The 21,827-nt window shown below is 47.4% G+C and carries 22 protein-coding genes and 1 riboswitch; of the genes, 3 read left to right on the top strand and 19 right to left on the bottom strand.

The window, feature by feature from the left end; translation table 11 throughout:
* Positions 1-518: 518 nt before the first annotated feature.
* A complete protein-coding gene (locus C9I89_RS17870; RefSeq protein ID WP_107284680.1) occupies positions 519-977 on the top strand; it encodes an RNA recognition motif domain-containing protein in 459 nt (152 codons plus the stop codon).
* On the opposite strand, the gene murI is transcribed toward C9I89_RS17870, so the two are convergent.
* The 3 genes from murI to C9I89_RS17885 form a co-directional block, all read right to left on the bottom strand.
* The gene (gene murI, locus C9I89_RS17875; protein ID WP_107284681.1) at positions 946-1,737 is read right to left on the bottom strand and encodes a glutamate racemase; all 792 of its coding nucleotides are present in this window, start codon (positions 1,735-1,737) and stop codon (positions 946-948) included. The two genes, C9I89_RS17870 and murI, sit on opposite strands and share 32 nt — an antisense overlap.
* An 88-nt stretch (positions 1,738-1,825) precedes the next feature.
* Positions 1,826-2,488, bottom strand: coding sequence for a Dph6-related ATP pyrophosphatase (locus C9I89_RS17880; RefSeq protein ID WP_107284682.1), 663 nt, complete (start codon positions 2,486-2,488; stop codon positions 1,826-1,828).
* Between the two features lie 39 nt (positions 2,489-2,527).
* Positions 2,528-4,327, bottom strand: coding sequence for a TonB-dependent receptor domain-containing protein (locus C9I89_RS17885; protein ID WP_107284683.1), 1,800 nt, complete (start codon positions 4,325-4,327; stop codon positions 2,528-2,530).
* A 37-nt stretch (positions 4,328-4,364) separates the two neighbouring features.
* Positions 4,365-4,590: riboswitch (cobalamin riboswitch) on the bottom strand.
* 148 nt (positions 4,591-4,738) lie between these two features.
* On the opposite strand from C9I89_RS17885, the gene trmA reads away from it, so the two are divergent.
* Positions 4,739-5,845, top strand: a complete 1,107-nt coding sequence (gene trmA, locus C9I89_RS17890; protein ID WP_107284684.1) for a tRNA (uridine(54)-C5)-methyltransferase TrmA — start codon at positions 4,739-4,741, stop codon at positions 5,843-5,845.
* Between the two features lie 95 nt (positions 5,846-5,940).
* Here the strand turns inward: trmA and C9I89_RS17895 are convergent, their stop codons facing one another.
* Both C9I89_RS17895 and fabR read right to left on the bottom strand, forming a co-directional pair.
* Complete coding sequence (locus tag C9I89_RS17895) at positions 5,941-6,315, bottom strand: YijD family membrane protein (protein ID WP_107284685.1); 375 nt, start codon at positions 6,313-6,315, stop codon at positions 5,941-5,943.
* A gap of 22 nt (positions 6,316-6,337) precedes the next feature.
* Positions 6,338-6,970: an HTH-type transcriptional repressor FabR gene (fabR, locus tag C9I89_RS17900; protein WP_107284686.1), complete on the bottom strand. Its 633-nt coding sequence runs from the start codon at positions 6,968-6,970 to the stop codon at positions 6,338-6,340.
* 345 nt (positions 6,971-7,315) lie between these two features.
* On the opposite strand from fabR, the gene sthA reads away from it, so the two are divergent.
* Positions 7,316-8,725, top strand: coding sequence for a Si-specific NAD(P)(+) transhydrogenase (gene sthA, locus C9I89_RS17905; protein WP_107284687.1), 1,410 nt, complete (start codon positions 7,316-7,318; stop codon positions 8,723-8,725).
* A gap of 81 nt (positions 8,726-8,806) precedes the next feature.
* On the opposite strand, the gene cysQ is transcribed toward sthA, so the two are convergent.
* From cysQ to gspC, 14 genes are all read right to left on the bottom strand, one after another.
* Positions 8,807-9,640, bottom strand: a complete 834-nt coding sequence (gene cysQ / locus C9I89_RS17910) for a 3'(2'),5'-bisphosphate nucleotidase CysQ (protein ID WP_107284688.1) — start codon at positions 9,638-9,640, stop codon at positions 8,807-8,809.
* Positions 9,641-9,649: 9 nt separating this feature from the next.
* Positions 9,650-10,201, bottom strand: a complete 552-nt coding sequence (gene nudE, locus C9I89_RS17915) for an ADP compounds hydrolase NudE (protein ID WP_107284689.1) — start codon at positions 10,199-10,201, stop codon at positions 9,650-9,652.
* A gap of 117 nt (positions 10,202-10,318) precedes the next feature.
* A complete protein-coding gene (locus tag C9I89_RS17920; protein WP_107284690.1) occupies positions 10,319-11,077 on the bottom strand; it encodes a type II secretion system protein N in 759 nt (252 codons plus the stop codon).
* A 2-nt stretch (positions 11,078-11,079) separates the two neighbouring features.
* On the bottom strand, positions 11,080-11,556 hold the full coding sequence (locus C9I89_RS17925; protein ID WP_107284691.1) for a type II secretion system protein M: 477 nt from the start codon (positions 11,554-11,556) through the stop codon (positions 11,080-11,082).
* Entirely contained in the window at positions 11,553-12,836 is a 1,284-nt protein-coding gene (gene gspL / locus C9I89_RS17930) for a type II secretion system protein GspL (RefSeq protein WP_245905519.1), read from the bottom strand. Before gspL ends, C9I89_RS17925 begins: the two co-directional genes overlap by 4 nt.
* Positions 12,805-13,812: a type II secretion system minor pseudopilin GspK gene (gspK, locus tag C9I89_RS17935; RefSeq protein ID WP_107284693.1), complete on the bottom strand. Its 1,008-nt coding sequence runs from the start codon at positions 13,810-13,812 to the stop codon at positions 12,805-12,807. The genes gspL and gspK overlap by 32 nt, the downstream gene beginning before the upstream one ends.
* Positions 13,812-14,486, bottom strand: coding sequence for a type II secretion system minor pseudopilin GspJ (gene gspJ, locus C9I89_RS17940; protein ID WP_107284694.1), 675 nt, complete (start codon positions 14,484-14,486; stop codon positions 13,812-13,814). Before gspJ ends, gspK begins: the two co-directional genes overlap by 1 nt.
* Positions 14,473-14,832 (bottom strand): type II secretion system minor pseudopilin GspI, encoded by a 360-nt coding sequence (gspI, locus tag C9I89_RS17945; protein WP_107284695.1) that lies wholly within the window; start codon positions 14,830-14,832, stop codon positions 14,473-14,475. The genes gspJ and gspI overlap by 14 nt, the downstream gene beginning before the upstream one ends.
* Positions 14,829-15,410 carry a type II secretion system minor pseudopilin GspH gene (gspH, locus tag C9I89_RS17950; RefSeq protein WP_107284696.1) on the bottom strand — a complete coding sequence of 194 codons (582 nt, stop codon included), beginning with the start codon at positions 15,408-15,410 and terminating at the stop codon, positions 14,829-14,831. The genes gspI and gspH overlap by 4 nt, the downstream gene beginning before the upstream one ends.
* A gap of 18 nt (positions 15,411-15,428) precedes the next feature.
* Positions 15,429-15,863, bottom strand: coding sequence for a type II secretion system major pseudopilin GspG (gspG, locus tag C9I89_RS17955; protein WP_170107735.1), 435 nt, complete (start codon positions 15,861-15,863; stop codon positions 15,429-15,431).
* A gap of 23 nt (positions 15,864-15,886) precedes the next feature.
* Positions 15,887-17,107 (bottom strand): type II secretion system inner membrane protein GspF, encoded by a 1,221-nt coding sequence (gene gspF, locus C9I89_RS17960; RefSeq protein ID WP_107284698.1) that lies wholly within the window; start codon positions 17,105-17,107, stop codon positions 15,887-15,889.
* Positions 17,107-18,609 (bottom strand): type II secretion system ATPase GspE, encoded by a 1,503-nt coding sequence (gene gspE, locus C9I89_RS17965; RefSeq protein ID WP_107284699.1) that lies wholly within the window; start codon positions 18,607-18,609, stop codon positions 17,107-17,109. Before gspE ends, gspF begins: the two co-directional genes overlap by 1 nt.
* Positions 18,609-20,630 (bottom strand): type II secretion system secretin GspD, encoded by a 2,022-nt coding sequence (gene gspD / locus C9I89_RS17970; protein WP_107284700.1) that lies wholly within the window; start codon positions 20,628-20,630, stop codon positions 18,609-18,611. The genes gspE and gspD overlap by 1 nt, the downstream gene beginning before the upstream one ends.
* 41 nt (positions 20,631-20,671) lie before the next feature.
* Positions 20,672-21,565, bottom strand: coding sequence for a type II secretion system protein GspC (gene gspC, locus C9I89_RS17975; RefSeq protein ID WP_107284701.1), 894 nt, complete (start codon positions 21,563-21,565; stop codon positions 20,672-20,674).
* Positions 21,566-21,827 lie beyond the last annotated feature (262 nt).

Genomic DNA, 21,827 nt, shown 5'->3' on the forward strand with positions numbered 1-21,827 from the left:
AGCGTTCAATCTGAGCCATGATCAAACTCTTCAATTAAAGTTTTGTTGTATCTTTCGATACGGCTCAATGATTTTTACTGATTTTCTGTTTCAACCGAAGTTGAAACGTAAATTGACTGTGCCAATACCATTCCTCTGCAGGAACCATATCGTTCGGTCACTCAGTTCATTGATAAATCTTTTTGACTAATCATTTCACGAGTGCCCACACAGATTGCATGGTCAAATTGTTAAAGAACATACTGACTGGTTGCTGGCTTAAGTTGCCGTGCTCCGTGTCAGTGAGGCGGCATTATAGAGACTTCGATCACTCTGACAAGCGTTTTTTTCAAAAAAGACTTCGCTTGATGATTATTTCATCTAATGTGAACTTACAGCTTGTAATTACAACATTAGAGGACCGTCACATTCACTAACTGGTAATTACAAGTCAATGAAAGTAATATCAATGTGACCTTGTTGTTAAAACGACCAATCACGCATTCTCTCTTACCCTTTATGACGATGTAGTTTTAAATATGAAATTTTCCAAGCAAACACTAATGACGGTAATCGCCATTGCCATTATCGGTACTCTAGTTTTTAACTTCGTATCTGTTCCACCAGCGGTAGCATTTGCTATTGGTGTAATCATTACAGGCCTGGCTATACACTTTATGCCAGATTCACAGCCATCATCTCAAAATTCAATAGATTCATCCCAGAGCAGCAAAACCATCTATGTAGGCAACCTGCCTTATCGTGCAAACGAAAATGATGTGAAAAACCTTTTTGCCGAACATGGCGAAGTGTTTGCTGTGCGCTTGATGAAAGATAAGCGTACGGGTAAACGCAGGGGGTTTGGCTTTGTTGTAATGAATAGTCAGGATGCGGATACCGCTATCCGCAATCTCAATAATAAAGAGTATGGTCAGCGAACTTTAAAAATTCGTGAAGCCAATGAACCTAAAAATTTGGAAGATGAAGAGATTGAATAATCCCTAACTGCATTTTCCTTAAACTGTAATTCAGTGCCGCGGCATCTTTTGTCGCGGCACTGTTGTATGTAAGGTTTTCAATCGTCCCACCAGTCTCAACACACTCACCTAGTAACAATTGGACTCGGTTGGCAATTGCCTTTCCTGAATCTACAATTTGTACAGCCGACCTAAAGGCCAATAGAATATCTTCTTTTATAAGGGGGAAATGTGTACAACCCAAAACAATACTGTCAACCTTACCTTGCCAGGGTTGTAAAATCTTACCGAGCTCATCTGACGACACGCTTATACCTCGTAGCTTTTCTTCTGCCATTTCAACTAATCGCGTTGAACCAATCATAAGAACATCACAATCACAGGCAAATTGCTGAACAAGATCATGAGTATAAGCACGCTTAACGGTTGCAGGCGTAGCAAGTAGACCAATCACTTTCTTTTTACTGATTGCGGCGGCTGGTTTTATCGCGGGCACCACACCAACAACAGGTATGGATAATGATCCACGTAGCGAAGGTAGAACGATAGTGCTCGCAGTATTACAAGCAATAACGACTAAATCGATATCATGGCGGGCAACTAACAGACAAACAATATGATGAGTGCGTTGGATTAATACATCTTCAGCTAACTCTCCATAAGGAAAAGCCGCATTATCAAAAGCATAGATATATTGAACCTGTGGTAGAAGAGCATGTATTTCCTGATAAACCGATAACCCGCCAACACCAGAATCAAAAACAAGTACTCTTTTCACTATTCACCACAGACCAGAAGTTATTATCAGGGCGCTTATCATACTGCGTTCTTCACCAGATAAAAAACATCTCCTGATAATGAAGTGATTATTAAAGTAACTGGTATCTCTGATAATGGAACCTTTCCTGTCGCTCACATTCCGTCTTGCAGATAGCCAGCTCACCGGTAAAGCATGGTGCTTTCACGACTAGGGTATGAAATTCACCCTCTTCACCGCAGGGATCAACACCATCAGGTAAACCTGCAATAAATTCAGCCGTATACCACTTGCCACAGTAACAGCCATCAAGTTGACTGGTATCAACTGTTGTCACCAGCGTTTTGATCCCGCAATCAATGATCTCTTGCGCCAGCTCGTTGCTGTCCCGTCCGAGTAGTGGAAATACACATTGCCAGCCTGCGGGTTCAATATAGCTACGACGGTAATCGGCAATGCCGTTACAGAACATATCGCCAAACGCGACGGCTTCCACCTCTAACCCGCTTGTTTTTAATCCTTCAACAACTAACGACTGGTAAACGTCATTGGCGGGAAATACTTCGGATAGCGCAATAGTGACTAACGGTAATCCTGTTAGCCGGGCCTGCTGCTTAACCACCTCAATCGGTGTTGCCTGGAATGGCACTTCATCTTCAAGATAAGTGGTATATAAACCAACCACTTCGTAGGCTGGGTCATTGAGCAGTTTGATGAGGGTTAACGTGGAGTCTTTGCCGGAAGACCAGCTGACAATAACTTTGATGGGATTCATAACGCCTCAAGAAAAAGGCCGCTACTGCGGCCTTAATAATTAAAATTGATACGATGTTTCAAGGTACCAAATTCGCCCTTGAGATTTGTAATCAGTGGCTGTCGAATAATCTTTATCAAACAGATTATCTACTCGACCAGATAGCTTCCAGCTATCCGTCACATCGTAATTTGCAACCACTTCCCAGACAACATAGCTCGGCAGAGCTTGTAAATTACTTGGATCCGAATAACGCTTACCCTGATATCTCATACCTAATGTGGTACCCCAAGTATCAGCAGAATAGGTTCCTTTCCAACTTGCGCTTTCCCTAGCACGTCGAGCTAATTGGAATCCATTGGTATCTTTAGGATCAGAATAGCCTAACGTTAGATCATGACTAATAAAACCAGTATCAAACTGAGCGTCAAACTCAATCCCTTTTAACTCAGCATCGACATTCTCAGGAGTCCAGGTTGGTGGGTAGTAAATGATCATATTATCGACTTTCGAATCATATGCACTTAAACGCCAGCTCACCAAACGATGCGAACCAGCTATACCTACTTCAGTCGAGTCAGATTCTTGCGGTTGTAAATCTGGATTCCCACTGTCGGGATAATACAAATCATTAAATGTTGGCGCTTTAAAGGCCGTCCCATGGCTCACATATGCCTTTAGTTCTTCAGTGAACTGCCAGCCTAATGCGAGTCCCCAAGTCGTATGATTGCCATAACTTTCATTATCATCATGACGAGCGCTAGCTTCTAATGTGACGTTAGCAAGATTTGCCGTTGATGTTACAAAAACAGCTCTATTAACCCTTGAATTATCGACATAATTAGTGGTTCCACCTACTTCTTCGTTATCCCAATCAAAGCCAGCAGACATCATCCAACGATCAGCCAGCTCAAAAGTATTTAACCAGTTAATACTTTCACGATACGTTATAAACTGACTGTTTGAAGTTGGTGCAGATTCTGTGTAGTTATTGGTATCGTTTTTATATTTACTATAACGAAGCGAACTAAGGAGTAAGTCTGAAGAATAAGCACCTTCTGCAGATAACTGATATGACTCTAAATCAGCTCGCTTTAGTGCCCCATACGAATCATATTGAGAGTAACCATCATTATATAAGAGATTTAAATTTGCACTTACTGCGTCAGTAAATTGATGGTTAAGTCCAGCAACAAGATCTCTTGTCTCATAGCCATAATCATTGCCACTATCTGCAAAGCTACCTTCTTTAATGTTATAGCCGTCGGTGTACTCTTTATTCAGAGTAATTTGGCCGACAGTCTTATCATTAATACGGCCAACAGAACGCCACGCACCTTGATAGTAACCGTCCCCCCCAATACCTGCTGTTAGCTGATGCTTAGTGTCATAGTCATCAGGTACTGTGATAATATTAATGACACCACCAATCGCATCTGCACCATATACAGCCGCTCTTGGACCACGGATCAACTCAACACGCTCAATCACTGCTGCTGGAATACCAGAAAAATTAAAACCACCAGCTGTCGCAGAATTGATACGTACGCCATCAAGCAAAACTAGCGTATGACTACTTTCTGAACCACGAATAAATACTGATGTTTTCTGGCCTCGCCCACCATTTTGGTCAATTTGAACGCCTGGTAGATAACGAATGACATCAACTAGTGATTTCGCCTGAGCCAGCTCTATTTGCTGTCTCGTTACAACATCTAACGAAGCCAAAACATTACCGGCAGGCTGAGAAAAGCGGTTAGCGGTTACAACCATCACTTCATCAGGCGAAGTTTCTGCAGCAAAAGCATAAGATTGAAGACACAGCGGGGCTAATGCCACTGCTAGAAGCGTTTTTTTCATTTTTGGGATACCTTAAGTCGCGTTTATTACTCAGCAATTATTGCTTGATACGCTGGCCGGTCTTCGGACTTAAGAGCATGGTTGAACAACCACCTACGGCACAACTTCCCACTTCCGGTTGATTGCATTGCGCAATGCTAAGAAGCAGTGTTTTGGAACATACGTCCGTGTGCTTTCGTTCTCAATTACCGCTGCGCGTCAGTCACGGAATCTCACCGTGTTCCCTGGCTAAAATTTAGCAAACCAGCGCACCGCAAATGCTAGTTATCAATGCGCTTAATGTCTAGCTTTTGTTTGTGCAGGCTGATCAATAATTGGTTCCAACTACACTTTTATCAGGAACAACACTGGACATCGGTCACCAATACAATAGAATCTGCGCTCTTATTTTGAGCAGTTTGAGGCACACTAATGGCATCCACCGCAATTAACACCGCTGATTATCGACAGCAACTGGATGAAAAAGCAGAGCGTATTCAAAACATCTTTGACGATTTTGAAACTCCCGAGCTTGAGGTGTTCGCCTCTCCTGCCGAGCATTACCGTATGCGCGCAGAGTTCCGTGTATGGCATGAAGGCGAAGATCTCTACTACGTCATGTTCAACCAGGAAACACGTGAAAAATATCGTGTTGATCAGTTCCCTGCAGCAAGTCGTGTGATCAACGACTTAATGCCACTGCTTATTGAAGCACTGAAGCCAAGTCATACCCTACGTCATAAGCTATTCCAGGTGGATTTTCTCTCAACTCTGAGCGGTGAAATTCTGGTGTCACTGCTCTATCACCGCCAGTTAGATGAAGCATGGGAAACCGAGGCAAAAGCACTAAAACAGCGCCTTAATGATGAAGGTTTTAACCTGAATATCATTGGCCGCGCCCGCAAGATGAAAATTATCATCGATCGTGATTTTGTGGTTGAGAAGCTGAATGTCTTTGGTCAGAGCCTGACCTACAAGCAAGTTGAAAACAGCTTTACCCAGCCAAATGGCGAAGTCGCTCAGAAGATGCTGGAATGGGCGGTTGATTGTACTCTGGACAGTGAAGGTGATTTGCTTGAACTCTATTGTGGTAACGGTAATTTCTCTTTAGCACTGGCTAAGAATTTCGACCGTGTTCTGGCAACAGAGCTTGCCAAACCATCGGTAGATTCAGCGCAGTACAATATTGCCGTGAATGATATTGATAATGTACAAATTATCCGTATGTCAGCGGAAGACTTTACCGATGCGATGGAAGGTAAACGAGAATTCCGCCGCTTAAAAGATCAGAACGTCGATCTGCAAAGCTATAACTGCAACACTATCTTTGTTGATCCACCACGCTCTGGCATGGATGAAGGCACTTGCCGTATGGTGCAGGGATATGAGCGCATCATGTATATCTCATGTAATCCTGATACATTAAAAGAGAATCTGGAAATTTTATCTCAGACTCACCGTATTACCCGCTTTGCGCTATTCGATCAGTTCCCATATACCCACCATATGGAAGCTGGTGTGTTTCTTGAACGTAAGTAACACCTGACATCGTTTGTCCACAAGCTGTTTTAGCCATAAATCAAGGCAATAAAAAAGGCGCTTAACAGCGCCTTTTTTATTTCAATATCAGACAATTATGCTTCCTTTGACTTATCCTGAGTATTCATAATACCCATCTTATAAGCTACCCACACCAACAGAGCCAGAGCAATCATAAGGGGCAGGAAGTTTGATCCCATATCTGGCAGTTGAGCACGTAAGAAGGCTGAATAAGCAAATCCACCTACTAGAAAACAGGCGAATGCAATGGCCGGTGTCCCTTCAGCCAGCGGCCTACTCAGGTACTCTTGATACAGGCTGTACACTGCCATGCCAAATGCGATAACCGGGAAGACTGAAAATGCAACATGGCTAGACGTAAATACCGCTAACGTTGCATTACCACATAAGCCCGCTAATAAAGAAAGAATCAATGTCTTACGTTCCGATTTTACTTGTTCCTTGTCCATATCCTTCACCAACACAATAAGGTTATAGTTTCTGCCTGAGCTCACGACGCTCACGCTCTTTGCGGTACCAATAGGCACCTTTAGCAATCATTCTTAATTGCAATATCAGCCTTTCAGCATGCTCAGCTCGAGCATGAGTGTCAATATCCAGCGCATCTGCTCCGGAACTGAATACTAGCGTCACTGATGCCTCAGCCTGAATGTAGGCCTCTTCATGAGTAACACCTGTTTTGGCTTCCAGATACTCGCTCAACTCGGCAACAAAGTGCTGGATCTCACGGGCAACTGCGGCACGAAACGCCGTCGAGGTACCGGAACGTTCGCGCAATAACAGCCTGAATACGTTCGGGCTGCTTTCAATGAATTCCATAAATGTTTCAACAGAAGTACGAATTACGCTGCCTTCCTCAGCAATGCGCTGTCGCGCCTGTCGCATGAGCTGACGGAGGATCAAACCACCTTCATCCACCATGGTCAGCCCTAATTCATCCATATCTTTAAAATGGCGATAAAAAGATGTCGGTGCAATACCAGCTTCACGAGCAACTTCGCGTAAGCTGAGGCTGGAAAAACTGCGATCTGCACTTAACTGGCTAAATGCAGCATCAATAAGTGAGCGGCGGGTTTTTTCTTTTTGTTGAGCCCTGATCCCCATGAATCTATTGCTTCTCTATGACCTTTTTTTGCAACTATACGCTGTTTTATCTATAGCTTCAGCGTGAATCGGCATTTTTCATATCCATCAGAGCATAGTAAATCCTGATAGAAGCTGAATCAAAGCAGTTATTGTGAATTTTAACTACCAGCTCACAAAGTCACTCACCAGATAATTAAAGCCGTAAACAGCATAATAAGCTTGTCAGGATTGAATTTTCACTCAATTTCCAGTGAACAACGTGATCATCACCGACCTATCACGTACCTCTGATTTTACCTAACACAGGAAAAAGTTAAGCTGTGGCTATGGCAATGTTGCACTGATGATAATAAAAGGCCACCAATGACGAAGAATATAAAATCGCTCCACTTTGATGCCATCATTATTGGCAGCGGGCCAGGTGGAGAGGGGGCGGCTATGGGGCTTACCAAAGCCGGATTGAATGTCGCGATTATCGAGCGGGAAGAAAGTGTTGGCGGCGGATGCACCCATTGGGGCACGATTCCATCCAAAGCATTACGCCATGCTGTCAGCCGCATCATTGAATACAACCAGAACCCACTGTATTGCAAAAATAATTCCAGCTTGCACAGTACGTTTAGTCAAATCTTAGGCCATGCTCAGGATGTGGTAAACAAACAAACCCGAATGCGCCAAGGATTTTACGACCGCAATCAGTGCAGCATCATCTTTGGTGAGGCCCACTTTATTGATAGTCACACCGTTCGGGTAAAAAATCGTGACGGCAGCAGTGAGACTTACAGTGCCGATAAATTTGTCATTGCAACCGGCTCTCGACCATATCGCCCTGACGGTGTGAATTTCAATCACCCGCGTATTTACGACAGTGATTCCATCTTGCAGCTCAAGCATGATCCTCGCCATATTATTATTTATGGCGCAGGTGTCATTGGCTGTGAGTATGCCTCTATTTTCCGAGGCTTAGGGGTTAAAGTCGATCTCATCAATACCCGTCATCGCTTGCTGGAATTTTTAGATAACGAAATTTCCGATTCGCTGTCATACCATTTGTGGAACAGCGGTGCGATGATCCGTAATGGAGAGACTTTCGAGACCATTGAAGGAACTGAAGAGGGTGTCATACTGTATCTGGAATCTGGTAAAAAAATGCGCGCTGATTGCCTGCTGTATGCCAATGGCCGAACCGGTAATACCGATAAGCTGAACCTGGCTACAGTCGGCCTGACTCCCGATTCCCGAGGCCAGCTCGTCGTCAATAACAACTACTGCACCGAGGTTGATCATATCTATGCGGTTGGCGATGTAATTGGTTACCCAAGCCTTGCCAGCGCAGCCTATGATCAGGGGCGGTTTGTCGCACAGGCCATCACCAACGGAGAGGCACAGGGCAGCCTTATCGATCATATTCCGACCGGTATTTATACCATTCCGGAAATCAGCTCCGTCGGTAAAACAGAGCAGCAGCTAACGGCAGAAAAAGTCCCTTACGAAGTCGGCCGTTCGCAGTTCAAACATCTGGCCCGAGCTCAAATCGCCGGTACCGAAGTGGGAAGCCTGAAGATCCTGTTCCATCGCGAAACCAAAGAGATCTTGGGGATCCACTGCTTTGGCGAACGTGCCGCGGAGATCATCCATATCGGCCAGGCGATCATGGAGCAAAAAGGGGAAGGCAATACGATCGATTACTTTGTCAATACCACCTTTAACTATCCGACAATGGCAGAAGCCTATCGTGTTGCGGCACTGAATGGATTAAACCGCTTGTTTTGACGGTTTTGGTTTTAACCGAATAGAAACGGAGCCAGCAGGCTCCTTTTTCGTTCAATCGTGGCTTAACACTTAGCTACGTAATCACTTTTCATCCAGCAAGCGATTATCTGGCGTCAAAATCGTCGCCCAAGGAAGCGATACATCCCCTAAGGTAATAAAATTAGGGTTTTCTAGTGTGTCACGCTCATTGTATGACAGGGGGTCAAGATGCGTATTGAGAATACGCCCGCCCGCTTCTTCAACAATGCATTGCGTTGCCGCAGTATCCCACTCACCGGTTGGGCCTAAGCGTAAATAACAGTCTACCGCGCCTTCTGCGACCAGGCACGATTTCAACGCTGCCGAACCTAATGGGACCAGCTCATAATTCAATGAAGGATCAAGACGTTCAGTAATCGTACGAACATCCTGGCGACGGCTAATCGCAACCGCTATCGATTGTGTTGGCAATTCATGCGTATGCGTCGCGATACGTACCGTTTCACCTTCGGGGGTGATCTTCCAGGCACCTTTACTGCGGTAAGCATAATAAACCACACCAGAAACAGGCGCATATACTACACCCATAATTGGCGTGTTACCTTCGACTAAAGCAATGATCGTCGCGAAATCACCGCTACCAGCAATAAATTCCTGGGTACCATCCAGCGGATCCACCAGCCAGTAACGCTGCCATTGACTACGCTCCGACAGGGGGACTTCCGCGTCTTCTTCTGATAACACCGGAATATCAGGCGTCAGTTCAGTTAATCGTTCCATCACCAGTTTATGGGCCGCTAAATCGGCACTGGTCACAGGCGTGTTATCTTGTTTAATTTCCTTTTCAAACTGGCCGCACTGATAAATATTGAGGATCACTTGCCCAGACTCGCGAGCAATATCAATCACCGATGGTAAAAGATTCGATAATTCCATAACTCGCTCCTAGTTTGAAAGTTGCTTTAACGCGAGGAAAAGTGCAGTAATACTTCGGGCTTCAGCAAAGTCGAGATGGTTGATCAGCTCTTCGCCCTGATTAACAGGCCAGCGAACAACTTCTAACGGCTCCGGTTCATCACCTTCGAGCTGCTCCGCATACAAATCTTGTGCTAAGAACAAGGTCATCCGGCTGGAGAAATAAGAAGGGGCCAGCACCACTTCCTTAAGAAGCTGTAATTGTTTCGCCCCAAAGCCAATTTCTTCTTTCAGTTCTCGATTGGCTGCCTGCTCTGCGCTCTCTCCGGTATCAATCAGGCCTTTGGGGAAGCCAAGCTCATAACGATCGGTACCTGCAGAATATTCTCTGATCAGCAACAGATCACCGTCAGCGGTAACCGGTACAACCAACACAGCATGACGATTGCTGGGTTTCATCCGCTCATAAGTACGTTCAACCCCATTGGAAAAACGCAAGCCAAGAGACTCGATTTTAAACAGTTGTGATTGGGCCACAACTTCGGTCGATAAGATTTCAGGTTTATTTTTTCCAGCCGCCATGCCGTTTTCCTGTACCACCATAATATGGCTATTTAAGGGCAATAGCCGGGTGAAATAAAGTAATTTCTTTGGAAACCTTTACCCTTGCTAAAATACCAGCCGAACTTTATACGATTATTATAAGCGCCCGCTATAGGTTATTTGATAACGTCCTTTACTATCCGGGTTACCTAACCACTTTAATTGCTTGCCTAATTGAGGCGGAAATTGCGCGCCGGGCTTAAACCAACCATTTAAGCTGTAGCTTTGGTTGGCCGCTAACGACGCTTGCCAGTCGCTGGATATATCAACTGAAGATTGGCTTGCCTGCGCCGTCAGTTGACCTTGCTCGCAGCCCAAATTTGCAATAACAGGGCCGGGATTGATCCCTCCCAAAGGAGAACTAATATTGGCGGATGTCCACGCCAGTGAGCCATCTAATGCAAAGCAATAAGGCGCCTGGTATTGATAATCACGAACGGTCAGTTCAAGGTTACCTGCAACCGTTGCCGGAATGGGTGCACGAGCATACTTCAGGATATTCTGAGCCGGCACCGATACCAGTAAATTTTTCGCAAACGGACCGGATGTGCCGTAACCCACCGTCCCCCTACCATCAAAAGCCAGATCGCTGCCCTTCCCGAAACGCACGGCAAATGAAGCTTTACCTGTCAGCAGAGCAGCCGGACTCATTTCCCACTGCACGCGCCCCAGGTTCTGCTGTTGCCATCTGACTTGTGATGCCATTCCCTGCCAGGGCGTACCGCTGATCCCCGCAATGTTTAATCCTTTGACTGGCGGCATCTGCTGCCATAACCAGCTGGCTGGAACATGGGCAATTAAGCTACCGATTAAGACGGCACCAAAGGTGGTACCTAATGCTAATTTAAACTTCACGTTTATCCTCGCCCAAGCTGTAGGCGGTTCACTTCGACCATACCATTTACATCTGTTTTAGAAATATCCAGAAACTGCGCTTCGATACCATGCTCATCGCGTAAAAAAGAGAGCCAGTTAACTAATGTATTAAATGGTATAGGTTTAACCCACACTTGTACTGCCTCGCTGCGAGGCTGCATACGTATAAGCTCAATACGAAAACGACTGGTGGTTTCATTTACGACCTGGTTCAGACCTTTATTGGTCACTTTCACTGCCGAGCCGGATGCACCTTTCAGGCGGACGATCTGATCCGCTTTTCCTTCCACCCAGCTAAGTAACTGACGCTCAGCCTGAATACGTGTTTGTGCCATTTCTGCCCGGTTCGCCAATGGCTGCCACAATCCCCAGTAAATAACCGCAAGGGCTAATGCTCCGGCACCACCCAGCACCAGACGTTGCTCGCGCAGACTCAAGGCTTTCCACCACGCGTTCATGATTTTCTCCTTAATACCACGGCACCATTAACCTGACTACCTTCTTTATTCAACTGGCCTTGCTCCACCTCAAACTCTTTCGCCAGTAAGGTGCGCAGTTGCTCGAAATGCTGAAATTCTGCGGCGCTTGCCTGAAGACGTAATTCACCGCGATTCTGATCATACTTCATATTCAAAATCGTCATTTGCGGCACTTTACTCAACACTGGTTTAAGTTGCAGCAGCCACGGTAATAACCCCTGATCACTGCCGCCGCCGCCAAGTTGGGTAATCGCACGGTTCATCTGGTTTTTGAGGTAACTTTGTGAAGGAATACGTTTAAATTCAGGCAACACCTGACGGAAAATGCGCTCGCTTTCGGCCCGGTAAGCCTGCGCCTGCAGTTCCAGCCTTTGCACTGACACAAAGTGTTCAACAATGACAGTCGTCAATACCAATCCCGCAGCAACCGCCACCTTACGCCATGGTTTCAGATGTTTTCGCCATGCCGATTGTGGCTTATATGGCCCGGACAACAGGTTAACTTTACTGCTTTCAGCACCTTTTGCGAGCAACTGCATGACCAGCTCAGGGGGTTCAGGTTGCCATTTGCCCGGCATATTTTCCGGTGCCGGCGTAAAGTGGTGGATGGTTAATACCGGTAAACCGTCGGCTTCTTCGGCTTCTTCGGCTTCTGCCTCTTCCTCGGTTACCGGCTCTTCGCTTTCAACGACAACGGCAGCAATCGGCGCTTTTTGTGCCAGCAACCAGCTAGCCAGCCATGACGGCTCTGCACAGATACCCTCAGCTTCGGACTGACGGACCAACCATTGCCGCTCAAGTTCCGCAGCGCTATAACCATCATCGTACAGTGGCAGACACAAACAGTCTGGCACCAGCTTTTTCACTTCCATTCCGGCTCTGGCTAACTCACTCAGCCATTGCTCAATTTTTCTGTGCTCGATAATAGCAACATTGGCGATATCACCTTGACGCTTTATCAGATGCACATGCAGTGAATCAACATCCTGTGCCAGCTCATCTTCTAACAGGTAGGGTAAAACCGCCGCCAACTGACGTCCGCTGCCTGCAGGAATAGCAACCTGAGTTAACAGCAACTCACTGGCAGGAACAAGTGCAATAACCGGACGCTGCGCCGCATATTCAGCCAATTCATTCAATTGCGTCATACCGGCCAGCTGGCCTGATGCAATTACTTCGTTTTGCTGTGGCGACCAGACCAGCCATTGCACCGGCTGTTCACGCCGGCTACTTAGCCTTATTGTCAGAAATTCGCTCACTGATCCCTCCATAACGGCGACGAATCACTGTCACCTCTTTTTGAGCATCACGTTTAAGTAATGCAACTAACCTAAGTCTGGCTCGATCGACCAACACTTCTGTATCCAATTGAAAATAATCGCTGCTCACCGCCAGGTGACTTTCCGCACGCTTTAGGGTTGCAGCATCAATCCCGCTGATCGTCGGTTCGCGCTTAAAATCATCAACACTTTGCCAACCGTCATAGGGACGGGCAGCAATTAACGTCTGGGCATCTGACAACGATAACGCCGGGGTAAATAGCCCCACCAGCAGGGCGGCCTGCTGCTCATCAATGGTATTCACGTTCAGCACCATATCTGCGCTTGGCAGTGCACAAAGCAGGTGCCGGGCCTTATTGTAAATCTGGCCGGTGACGCCATTAATGGCGCGAAACTCACTGACATCAGCCAGCCAGTCATTCGGGGGTAAATAAGGCGGAAGAAAACCTTCATAAGTACTGTCTTCAGCACCGAACGATGACTGTACGGCATCATCCGGATCCACAAATTCCCAGCTGGAATCTGCAACAACTTCAGCCTCATAGCTCTCGACACCAACCTCTTCCAGCAGTGATTGCAGGTAGCTCACTAAAAACGGCTTCTTGCTTCGATCCGCTTCTGGTTTGACGCTACTTAATGCATTGAGATTAAAACAGGCCTGGCGATCAACAATGTCCCCAATCGCTTCACCGTTTTCTAACGGGTAACGCTGGCCTTTGGTTGCCCATGCCTGGCTCAGGTTAACGGTATCACTGTCATCGACGCCTTGCTTAATTGCCACCTTTGCCAGCTCTTCCAGTCCCAGGGCATACCAGTATGCCTGCTGATTCAGCACCTGGTTCTCGACCCGGTAGAAGTTAGTATGTAATCGTTCGGTCATTTGCACGGCCAGCAGAGTCATCAAGGCTAACAGCAACAAGACAACGATCAGCGCAACGCCTTTTTGCTGTTTCATTAACTGTTATCCTCCTGCCCAACCGCACTGAGCCCTGATACCGGCAGCAGGTAAACGCGCTCGATGTCGCCGAAATCAGCCAGGGTCATTTTAACCATAATGCCTTCCGGCAAAGCCGTCTCTTTGGACCACTCATCGACCCATTTTTTCTCGCTGTAATAACGGAAAGAGAGCTTGGTAACATCCGCTAAGGTTTCGCGTACTAAAGGCTCTGTTCCCACCACCGTATCAGGGTAGCGGAACCAGACGCGCTCCAGCTTGTCTTCTATGATCCGGTAACCGACCCGGACATTTTCACCCCGCGGGAACATTTGCTGCGGGTTCTGCCAGCCGGCGCGGGTAAATATGATGCCCTGGTCTTGCGAATCAAGCAGGTACTCACCTGACAGCAGCAGCTTCTCTGAAGGTTGTTCACCCTGATTGCGCACGCGTCGCGCAACTATTTGACGGAAATCGTTATCCATCATGACCATGGCTCGTTGAATCGATTTCAGTCGTTCATTATGTTCACGAGACTGCTGATCACTTAGCTGTACGTTACTAAGTACCTGATAGGCCGACAAGCTCAGCATCGCGAATACCGCAATGGCCACAAGTACTTCTAATAAGGTAAAGCCCCGCTGCTGCATACCAGCACGTCGGATTGAAGGGCGGCGGCAATTAATTCGCAACATAAGTTCTGACCGTGACCACCGTTTGTTTTCTCTCAGCATCCGTTGCCACCGTGGCATCCAGCGCTCTTAAATAACCATCTGCCGTTTTAGTATTTTTAATGCTCCAGTACCATTCGCGCCCGGCCAGATCAGACTTGCCGCGCTTCTCAGTGGCCGGGATCTGTCCCGACAGGCGGATCTTCGCCAACTCGTTATCTGCCACCATGACGGCAAAGGTTTTCTGTTCTAAATAGCCCAACGTGTTTAAATGCTGACTCACGGCTTTCATAACACTGAGCGCCGCCGTGGCAAACACCGCCAAAGCTACCAGTACTTCTAACAGAGTCATCCCGCGATTATGCTTCATCGTGTTTTCCCTGTTTTTAGCTCGTCACCAGGGCGGAGTAAAAAGAGCTGCCCCAATTCATCAGCCTGGATACGCCAGAACTGGTTTACACCATCCACTTCAAATGCCAGGGTAAACGGGGTGTATTCACCACTGGCCATTACTACAATTTGCGGCGGTTTAATCTTGTCTTTATCAGTTTGTTCAGCAAACAAGTCTTCATCGAACAGAGATCCTGGTTTGAATAAACGATCTTTGTCTTGCCAGGAATAGCCGCCCATTTCGACGATCAAGTCGATATCGTCGCCGACTTCAACGTCAGTGAAAAAACGGGACGCGGCGATCGGCTGCCAGTCTTTACTGGTTAGCTCAAGAAACTGATAACGATGGCGCTCAATACGGATCCCGTAATCAATGCCATTGAGCAGGGCATCTTCACCCAGTAACTGGACCAGGTGGTGAAAACGTGCAGCCTCTTCTTTTACCTTGTCTTCTTTACTTTCCGGCAGTGTCATAATAACGGCCACGGCACTCGTTGCCAGCAGCACCAGTACCAACAATATCTCAATTAAAGTAAAACCTGCTGCACGTTTATTCATGGTTATTCAATCCTGGACTTAGAAGTCCAGCATGTTCCAGTTACCAATATCCGTATTGTTACCTTCTCCGCCTTCCTGGCCATCTGCACCCAGGCTAAAGACATCAATCGCGCCATGCTCACCAGGCATAACATAGTTATATTCATAACCCCAAGGGTCTTTAGGTAGACGTTTGATGTAGCCGCCGTCACGGTAATTACGCGGCTCTGGTGTTGATGATGGCTTAGACACCAATGCCTCCAGTCCCTGATCAGTGGACGGATAAACGCTGTTATCCAGCTTGTACATATCCAGTGACTGCTCAAGCGCACTGATGTCAGTGACGACTTTTTGCTGATCCGCTTTTTCTTTGTTACCCAATAGGTTTGGCACCACCAAGCTGGCCAGCACACCTAAGATAACGATAACGACCATGACTTCTAACAGCGTAAAGCCGCGTTGTTTGCGTTGCATTGAAAAGACCTCCAAAGGAAAAACTACATGCCAACCATGTTATTTAATTCAATGATTGGCATTAAGGTGGCAATCACGATAAACATGACAATGCCCGCCATAAAGACAATCAATAGTGGTTCAAAAATACCCAGCGCCATATTAACCTGAGATTCAAAATCCCGATCCTGGTTATCAGCGGCCCGGGTTAACATCTGTTCCAGTTCACCACTACGCTCACCACTAGCAATCATGTGCAGCATCATCGGGGGGAACAGTTTTGTTTTATCTAAAGAAACACGAAGGCTCGACCCTTCACGCACTTTGTCTGCCGCTTCTAAGATCTGCTTATTGACCCAGGTATTGGTCATAACATCTGAGGCGACCTTCATACCATCAAGCAAAGGAATGGCACTGGAGGTGCAGATCGACAAGGTACGGGCAAAGCGAGAGGTATTCAGGCCGCGGGCGACTTTACCAATCACAGGTATCCGCAATACCCAACGATCCCACCTCATTCTAAAGTCAGGCTTTTTAAGAGCCGTTTTTAGCAATGCTATTGCTGTCACAATGACCGCCACCACGACAATGCCCCAATTCTGAACAAAGTTACTGGCTGCCAGCAATACTTCAGTAATCGTCGGTAATTGTTGCCCCATCTGGACAAACTGATCGACGATCTTCGGTACCACGGTCGCCAGCAGAAAGGCAACGACCGAGACAGCGACCAATGTCAGCATGGTCGGGTAAATCATCGCCTGCTGTAGCTTGCTGCGCATCTGTTGGCGGTTTTCAGTGTAATCCGCCAGGCGATTCAGCACAGTCTCTAAGTGACCGGATTTTTCACCCGCCGCCACCATGGCACGAAATAGCTGATCAAACACATGGGAATACTCGGCCATGCTGTCTGACAGGGTATAGCCTTCAACCACCCGAGAACGCACTGCCAGCAACATATTTTTCAGCCGCGGCTTCTCACTTTGCTCTGCGACGGCTTTTATGCATTCTTCCAGAGGCATGCCAGCCTGAACAAGCGTCGCCAGCTGGCGAGTGATCAATGCCAGTTCATTCGCGCTAATACCACGACGAAACCGGAAACCGGTACTAGCCTGCTTTTTCTCACTGCCCTGAGTTTGTACCACTTCTACCGGCACAAAACCTTGCTCGCGCAGTTGCTGACGTACCTGACGGGCATTATCCCCTTCCAGTACGCCCTTTTTCTGGCGACCTTTAGCATCAAGCGCTTTGTATTCGAATGCTGCCATTAGCCCTCCTTGGTCACTCGCATCACTTCTTCAAGGGTAGTGATACCTTTTTTGACCTTGAGCAAGCCATCATCACGGATACTTGGCGTGTATTGACGGATGATTTTTTCAATCGCCTGCTCACCCGCTTCGGCGTGGATCAGCTCCTGCACTTTTTCATCGATCAACAGCAACTCATGAATTCCGGTACGGCCACGGTAGCCTTTATTGTTACAGTGCTCACAGCCGATCGCGTGATACAACGTCAGTGGCTCATCTTCAGCCAGATTAAACAGCTTTTTCTGCTCGGCATCAGCTTCATAGGGCTGACGACATTCAGAGCATAAGGTACGCACCAGACGCTGAGCCAGCACCCCAAGCAAAGAAGAAGAAACAAGGAAAGGTTCAATCCCCATATCACGTAAACGGGTGATCGCACCGATCGCGGTATTGGTGTGCAAGGTCGACATAACCATGTGGCCGGTCAGCGATGCCTGGACGGCAATAGAAGCCGTTTCTAAATCTCGAATTTCACCGACCATCACGACATCAGGATCCTGACGTAAAATAGCACGCAAACCCCGGGCGAAAGTCATATCGACTTTTGAGTTAACCTGGGTTTGACCAATTCCATTGATATCAAACTCGATCGGGTCCTCCACCGTTAAGATATTTCTTTCCTGACTATTCAGCTCTTGCAACCCCGCATACAGGGTGGTGGATTTACCTGAACCGGTCGGACCGGTCACCAGGATAATACCGTGGGGACGCTGAATAATATGACGGAAGGTTTTATGGTTCTCAGGTGTCATCCCCAAACTATGCAAATCGAGACGGGTCGCATTTTTATCAAGCAAGCGCAGTACCACACGCTCGCCATGAGACGACGGCATGGTCGAGACACGGACATCTACCGCTCGGCCACCGATACGCAGTGAGATACGGCCATCTTGCGGCACACGCTTTTCTGCAATGTCGAGACGGGCCATAACCTTAATACGCGAGACCAGCAAGGGGGCCAGCTTACGGCTCGGTTGCAACACTTCACGCAAGACACCATCAACCCGGAAACGGATCGACAGCACTTTTTCAAAGGTTTCAATATGGATATCAGAAGCTGCTTCTTTGATAGCTTCAGCCAGCATGGCATTGATCAATTTAATGATCGGTGCATCATCTTCTGATTCCAATAAGTCTTCAGATTCCGGCAACTCTTCGGCCAACGAGAAGAAATCATCACTGTCTGAACCCAAATCTTCCATCAGCTGACGGGCTTCAGATGAATCCCGCTGATAAGCCTCGGTTAATTTCAGCTCAAACGCTTTCTCCGCCAGCTCCACCGGGGTAAAATTTCCGCCGGCAACACGGCGCACTTCCGCTAACACCACCGCAGATAGCTGACCGCAGTAAAACAGTATCAGGCCTTGCTCGCCGGCTTCCAGTACAACACGGTGACGCCGGGCAAATGAAAAAGGCAAGCGGAACAGGGTAAGCACGTCGCCTTCCGCGTTAACCGCAGCCATTACAGGTCCTCCAACTGAGCGACAAAGGCACGCACCTCAGCCGGCAGCTCAATGTTCTCACCGAATTTAGGCAGCACCGGTGGCATGATATCGGGCATTAATTTCAACCCCTGATCGGCCTTGTAAAGCTGTTCGGCACGAATGTAATTATATTTACGCTGAGTAATACCGTCAGCCGTCACACCGTCGCGGATAATGGTCGGTTTAATAAACACCATCAGATTTCTTTTGGTGGTCGTGGTATTGGTTGATTTAAACAGATGGCCCAAGATCGGAATATCGCCTAGCAGCGGGATTTTCGATTCACTTTCATTGGTTTGTGTGTCGATCAAGCCGCCCAGCACAATCATCTGGCTATCCTGCACTAGCACGGAGGTGTTCAGCTGACGTTTGGCAAAACGGACATCCACTGCACCGTTAGCCCCGATCACACTGGATACTTCCTGTTCAATTTTCAGCTGTACCGAATCGCCTTCATTGATCTGCGGGGTAACATTGAGCTTAATCCCCACCTCTTTACGTTCAACGGTCTGAAATGGATTGTCATTACTTGCGCTTGACGTCGAACCCGTGACCACCGGAACTTCTTCACCGACAATGAATGAAGCTTCGCCGTTATCCAGTACGGTAATACTCGGTGAAGAGAGAATATTGGAGTTGGTATCTGTGGCAACGGCATTAACCAGCGCCGTCCAGTCACCCAGCACCACCCCCAACGCGGCACCATTGACGCCGCCAAGTACACTGGCCAGGGTACTGTAGTCACCTTGCTTATCCGGTGTCGTCGTTGTGACTTGATTATCACCAGCCCCTGTAATGGTTGTGGAACCTGGAACATCTTCGGCCTCTTTCAGACCCACCGCAAACTGAGAAATTGGTACCCCGGAATTGGAAAACTGCACCACCCCGCCATCCAGTGATCCCCACTGCACCCCGAGGTTGACACCGTCACCTTCGGCAATTTCGACAATCATCGCTTCAATCAGCACCTGAGCACGGCGAATATCGAGCTGGGCAATAATATTTTCCAGCGCCCGCATAATATCAGGCGGTGCGGTCACGATAAGCGCATTGGTATCAGCATGCGCCGATATCATCACTTCTGCGCCATTGCCGGTTGCTGTCTTTTTGCTGCCGCCTTGTTTTTCAGCCTGCAAATTTTCAGACACGCCCTTAAGCACATCGACCATCTCTTCCGCATTGGCATATTTCAGATACACCACCCGGTTATTACCCGATGTTGCCATCTCTCTATCCAGCTGACGGATCAGGCGGGTCAGACGAGCTCGTACTTTTGGATCGCCAGACAATAACACCGTATTGGTTCGCTCATCGGCCACCAGCTTTGGCTGCAGGAATTCTGGGATATTTTTGGCGTCGGTAGTTTTGTTCAGCGCATCCACTATCCGTACCATTTCTGCCGCTGAGGCATTTTTCAACTCGATGATGGCGACTTCTTTGTCACCCGCACGGTCAACCCGTTCGATAATTTCAGCCAATCGATTCACCACCGCAGCCCGGCCGGTGATCATAATGATATTGGCAGGATCATAGTGAACCACGTTACCGGCGCCAGCGTTATCATTCAGCTGGCGTAACAATGGCGAAAGCTCTCGAACGGACACATTGCGAACCGCAATCACCCGGGTAACCACGACATCGCCTTGCACCTTATCGTTATCACCAACGACAGGAATGGCAGAGGTTTTCGCATCTTTGTCACGAATAACTTTCAGTACCCCGTTTTCCATCTCGACCACGGCAAAGCCGTACACTTCCAGTACATTGAGGAAAAATTGGTAATATTGCTCATCGTTCAGTAAGTCGTAACTGCGCACATTCACCTGACCACGCACGGCGGGATCGACAATGATCGTTTTCTCCAGATTTCGCCCGACGATATTGATGAATTCCTGAATATCAGTTCCTTTGAAACTGGCACTAAAGTCACTCGCCATCACTGAGCTGCATAGCAAGCTACTTGCCAACCACAGGGCACTCTTACCCATCCATTTTTTCACAAAAAACTCCTGCCCTTAATCGCTTGTTCGCTGTCGAATCACTACTGCAATTCAATATAAATATCATGTAATTGACCTTCACGCTCAACCGTTAGCGTAAAGTCAGTGGCCTGGGACAATTCAGTCCACAGTTTAGCCATTACCGTTGAGTCGGTTAAATCATTGCCATTAAGGCTTACTGCCAAATCATCGGCGATAAGACCAACGGCATCAAATAACACACGGTCCTTGCCCGGGTTAACGCGGTACCCCACTAACTCGCCATCCTTCTTCACTTGCGACAAGCGAATATAACTGAACAACGTTTGCGGCTCGTCAAGAATTTCCTGCTTAATTTTAGCCAGTTCCGAAGCTGGCGGCGATTTAGAAGAACGGCCGGGTTCCGGTTGACGGCTGGAAGACTGAGCCTGAGATTGAGAAAACTTCAACCCATCAAGCATCAGGGTTTCATCACGACCACTGTTACGGATAATCACCCGATCAACATAAACTGCCTGCAGGGTTGCTCGCGTTCCTTCAATGGCTTCGTTAAGACCATAAGTATTTTGCTTACCGCCCTTAGTAATAACCGCAAGGCTGGTTTCAGGACGCGAGCTCGCGACCACGCCTACCAAGGTTAAATTGAGCTTGGTTTGTGGAGCATCTTGCTTAACCGGTTCCTTTTTTAGGATCGGCGCATCTTGCTGATAGCGACCAAATAAATTCATACTCAATACATCAGATAGCGGAAAGGCCGATGTTTTGCCGCCAGAAGCTGACGCCACTTTCGCCTGCCAGGGAGTCACATCTGTCGCGGGCTTAACAAATGACCACGCCAACCGTCCCAGCAGCCATGCCAACATCACGACCAATAGCCACGTTATTATTCGTGTCACTGTTTGTGCCGACAGCGGACGCTTAGAGTAAAGTGCTCCAAACCACTTTGTTGCAACCATTCTTAAATCCATTATTCCTGAGAATGCATATTGTGTAATTAGCCAACCTGATCGTATAGAATACTCTTTCTAAAGGGATTAAGGCAGTAGAGCAGGGCTGAAATCATTCAATATAGCCATCCAGATCACGTAAAAAACACAATTACTATCAATAGACTAGATCTAATCTGGATCAATTTCTTTTTTTAATGTTGAAATTTCGACCCGATAACACCATTAACTAGACTTAACCTGCTGCTGACGCAGTCAATGTATTATGCTA

This window comes from Photobacterium lipolyticum, from assembly GCF_003026475.1.
GTDB lineage: Bacteria > Pseudomonadota > Gammaproteobacteria > Enterobacterales > Vibrionaceae > Photobacterium > Photobacterium lipolyticum.

What these genes read in the sequence shown, in the direction of transcription:
- gspJ (WP_107284694.1), bottom strand. Translation starts at nt 14,486, where the DNA reads ATGTTGCGAATTAATTGCCGCCGCCCTTCAATCCGACGTGCTGGTATG.
- C9I89_RS17885 (WP_107284683.1), bottom strand. Translation starts at nt 4,327, where the DNA reads ATGAAAAAAACGCTTCTAGCAGTGGCATTAGCCCCGCTGTGTCTTCAA.
- gspE (WP_107284699.1), bottom strand. Translation starts at nt 18,609, where the DNA reads ATGGCTGCGGTTAACGCGGAAGGCGACGTGCTTACCCTGTTCCGCTTG.
- trmA (WP_107284684.1), top strand. Translation starts at nt 4,739, where the DNA reads ATGGCATCCACCGCAATTAACACCGCTGATTATCGACAGCAACTGGAT.
- C9I89_RS17925 (WP_107284691.1), bottom strand. Translation starts at nt 11,556, where the DNA reads ATGAACGCGTGGTGGAAAGCCTTGAGTCTGCGCGAGCAACGTCTGGTG.
- gspH (WP_107284696.1), bottom strand. Translation starts at nt 15,410, where the DNA reads ATGAATAAACGTGCAGCAGGTTTTACTTTAATTGAGATATTGTTGGTA.
- gspC (WP_107284701.1), bottom strand. Translation starts at nt 21,565, where the DNA reads ATGGTTGCAACAAAGTGGTTTGGAGCACTTTACTCTAAGCGTCCGCTG.
- gspK (WP_107284693.1), bottom strand. Translation starts at nt 13,812, where the DNA reads ATGAAACAGCAAAAAGGCGTTGCGCTGATCGTTGTCTTGTTGCTGTTA.
- C9I89_RS17870 (WP_107284680.1), top strand. Translation starts at nt 519, where the DNA reads ATGAAATTTTCCAAGCAAACACTAATGACGGTAATCGCCATTGCCATT.
- C9I89_RS17880 (WP_107284682.1), bottom strand. Translation starts at nt 2,488, where the DNA reads ATGAATCCCATCAAAGTTATTGTCAGCTGGTCTTCCGGCAAAGACTCC.
- fabR (WP_107284686.1), bottom strand. Translation starts at nt 6,970, where the DNA reads ATGGGGATCAGGGCTCAACAAAAAGAAAAAACCCGCCGCTCACTTATT.
- gspG (WP_170107735.1), bottom strand. Translation starts at nt 15,863, where the DNA reads ATGCAACGCAAACAACGCGGCTTTACGCTGTTAGAAGTCATGGTCGTT.
- gspF (WP_107284698.1), bottom strand. Translation starts at nt 17,107, where the DNA reads ATGGCAGCATTCGAATACAAAGCGCTTGATGCTAAAGGTCGCCAGAAA.
- nudE (WP_107284689.1), bottom strand. Translation starts at nt 10,201, where the DNA reads ATGGCGGCTGGAAAAAATAAACCTGAAATCTTATCGACCGAAGTTGTG.
- C9I89_RS17895 (WP_107284685.1), bottom strand. Translation starts at nt 6,315, where the DNA reads ATGGACAAGGAACAAGTAAAATCGGAACGTAAGACATTGATTCTTTCT.
- gspI (WP_107284695.1), bottom strand. Translation starts at nt 14,832, where the DNA reads ATGAAGCATAATCGCGGGATGACTCTGTTAGAAGTACTGGTAGCTTTG.
- sthA (WP_107284687.1), top strand. Translation starts at nt 7,316, where the DNA reads ATGACGAAGAATATAAAATCGCTCCACTTTGATGCCATCATTATTGGC.
- cysQ (WP_107284688.1), bottom strand. Translation starts at nt 9,640, where the DNA reads ATGGAATTATCGAATCTTTTACCATCGGTGATTGATATTGCTCGCGAG.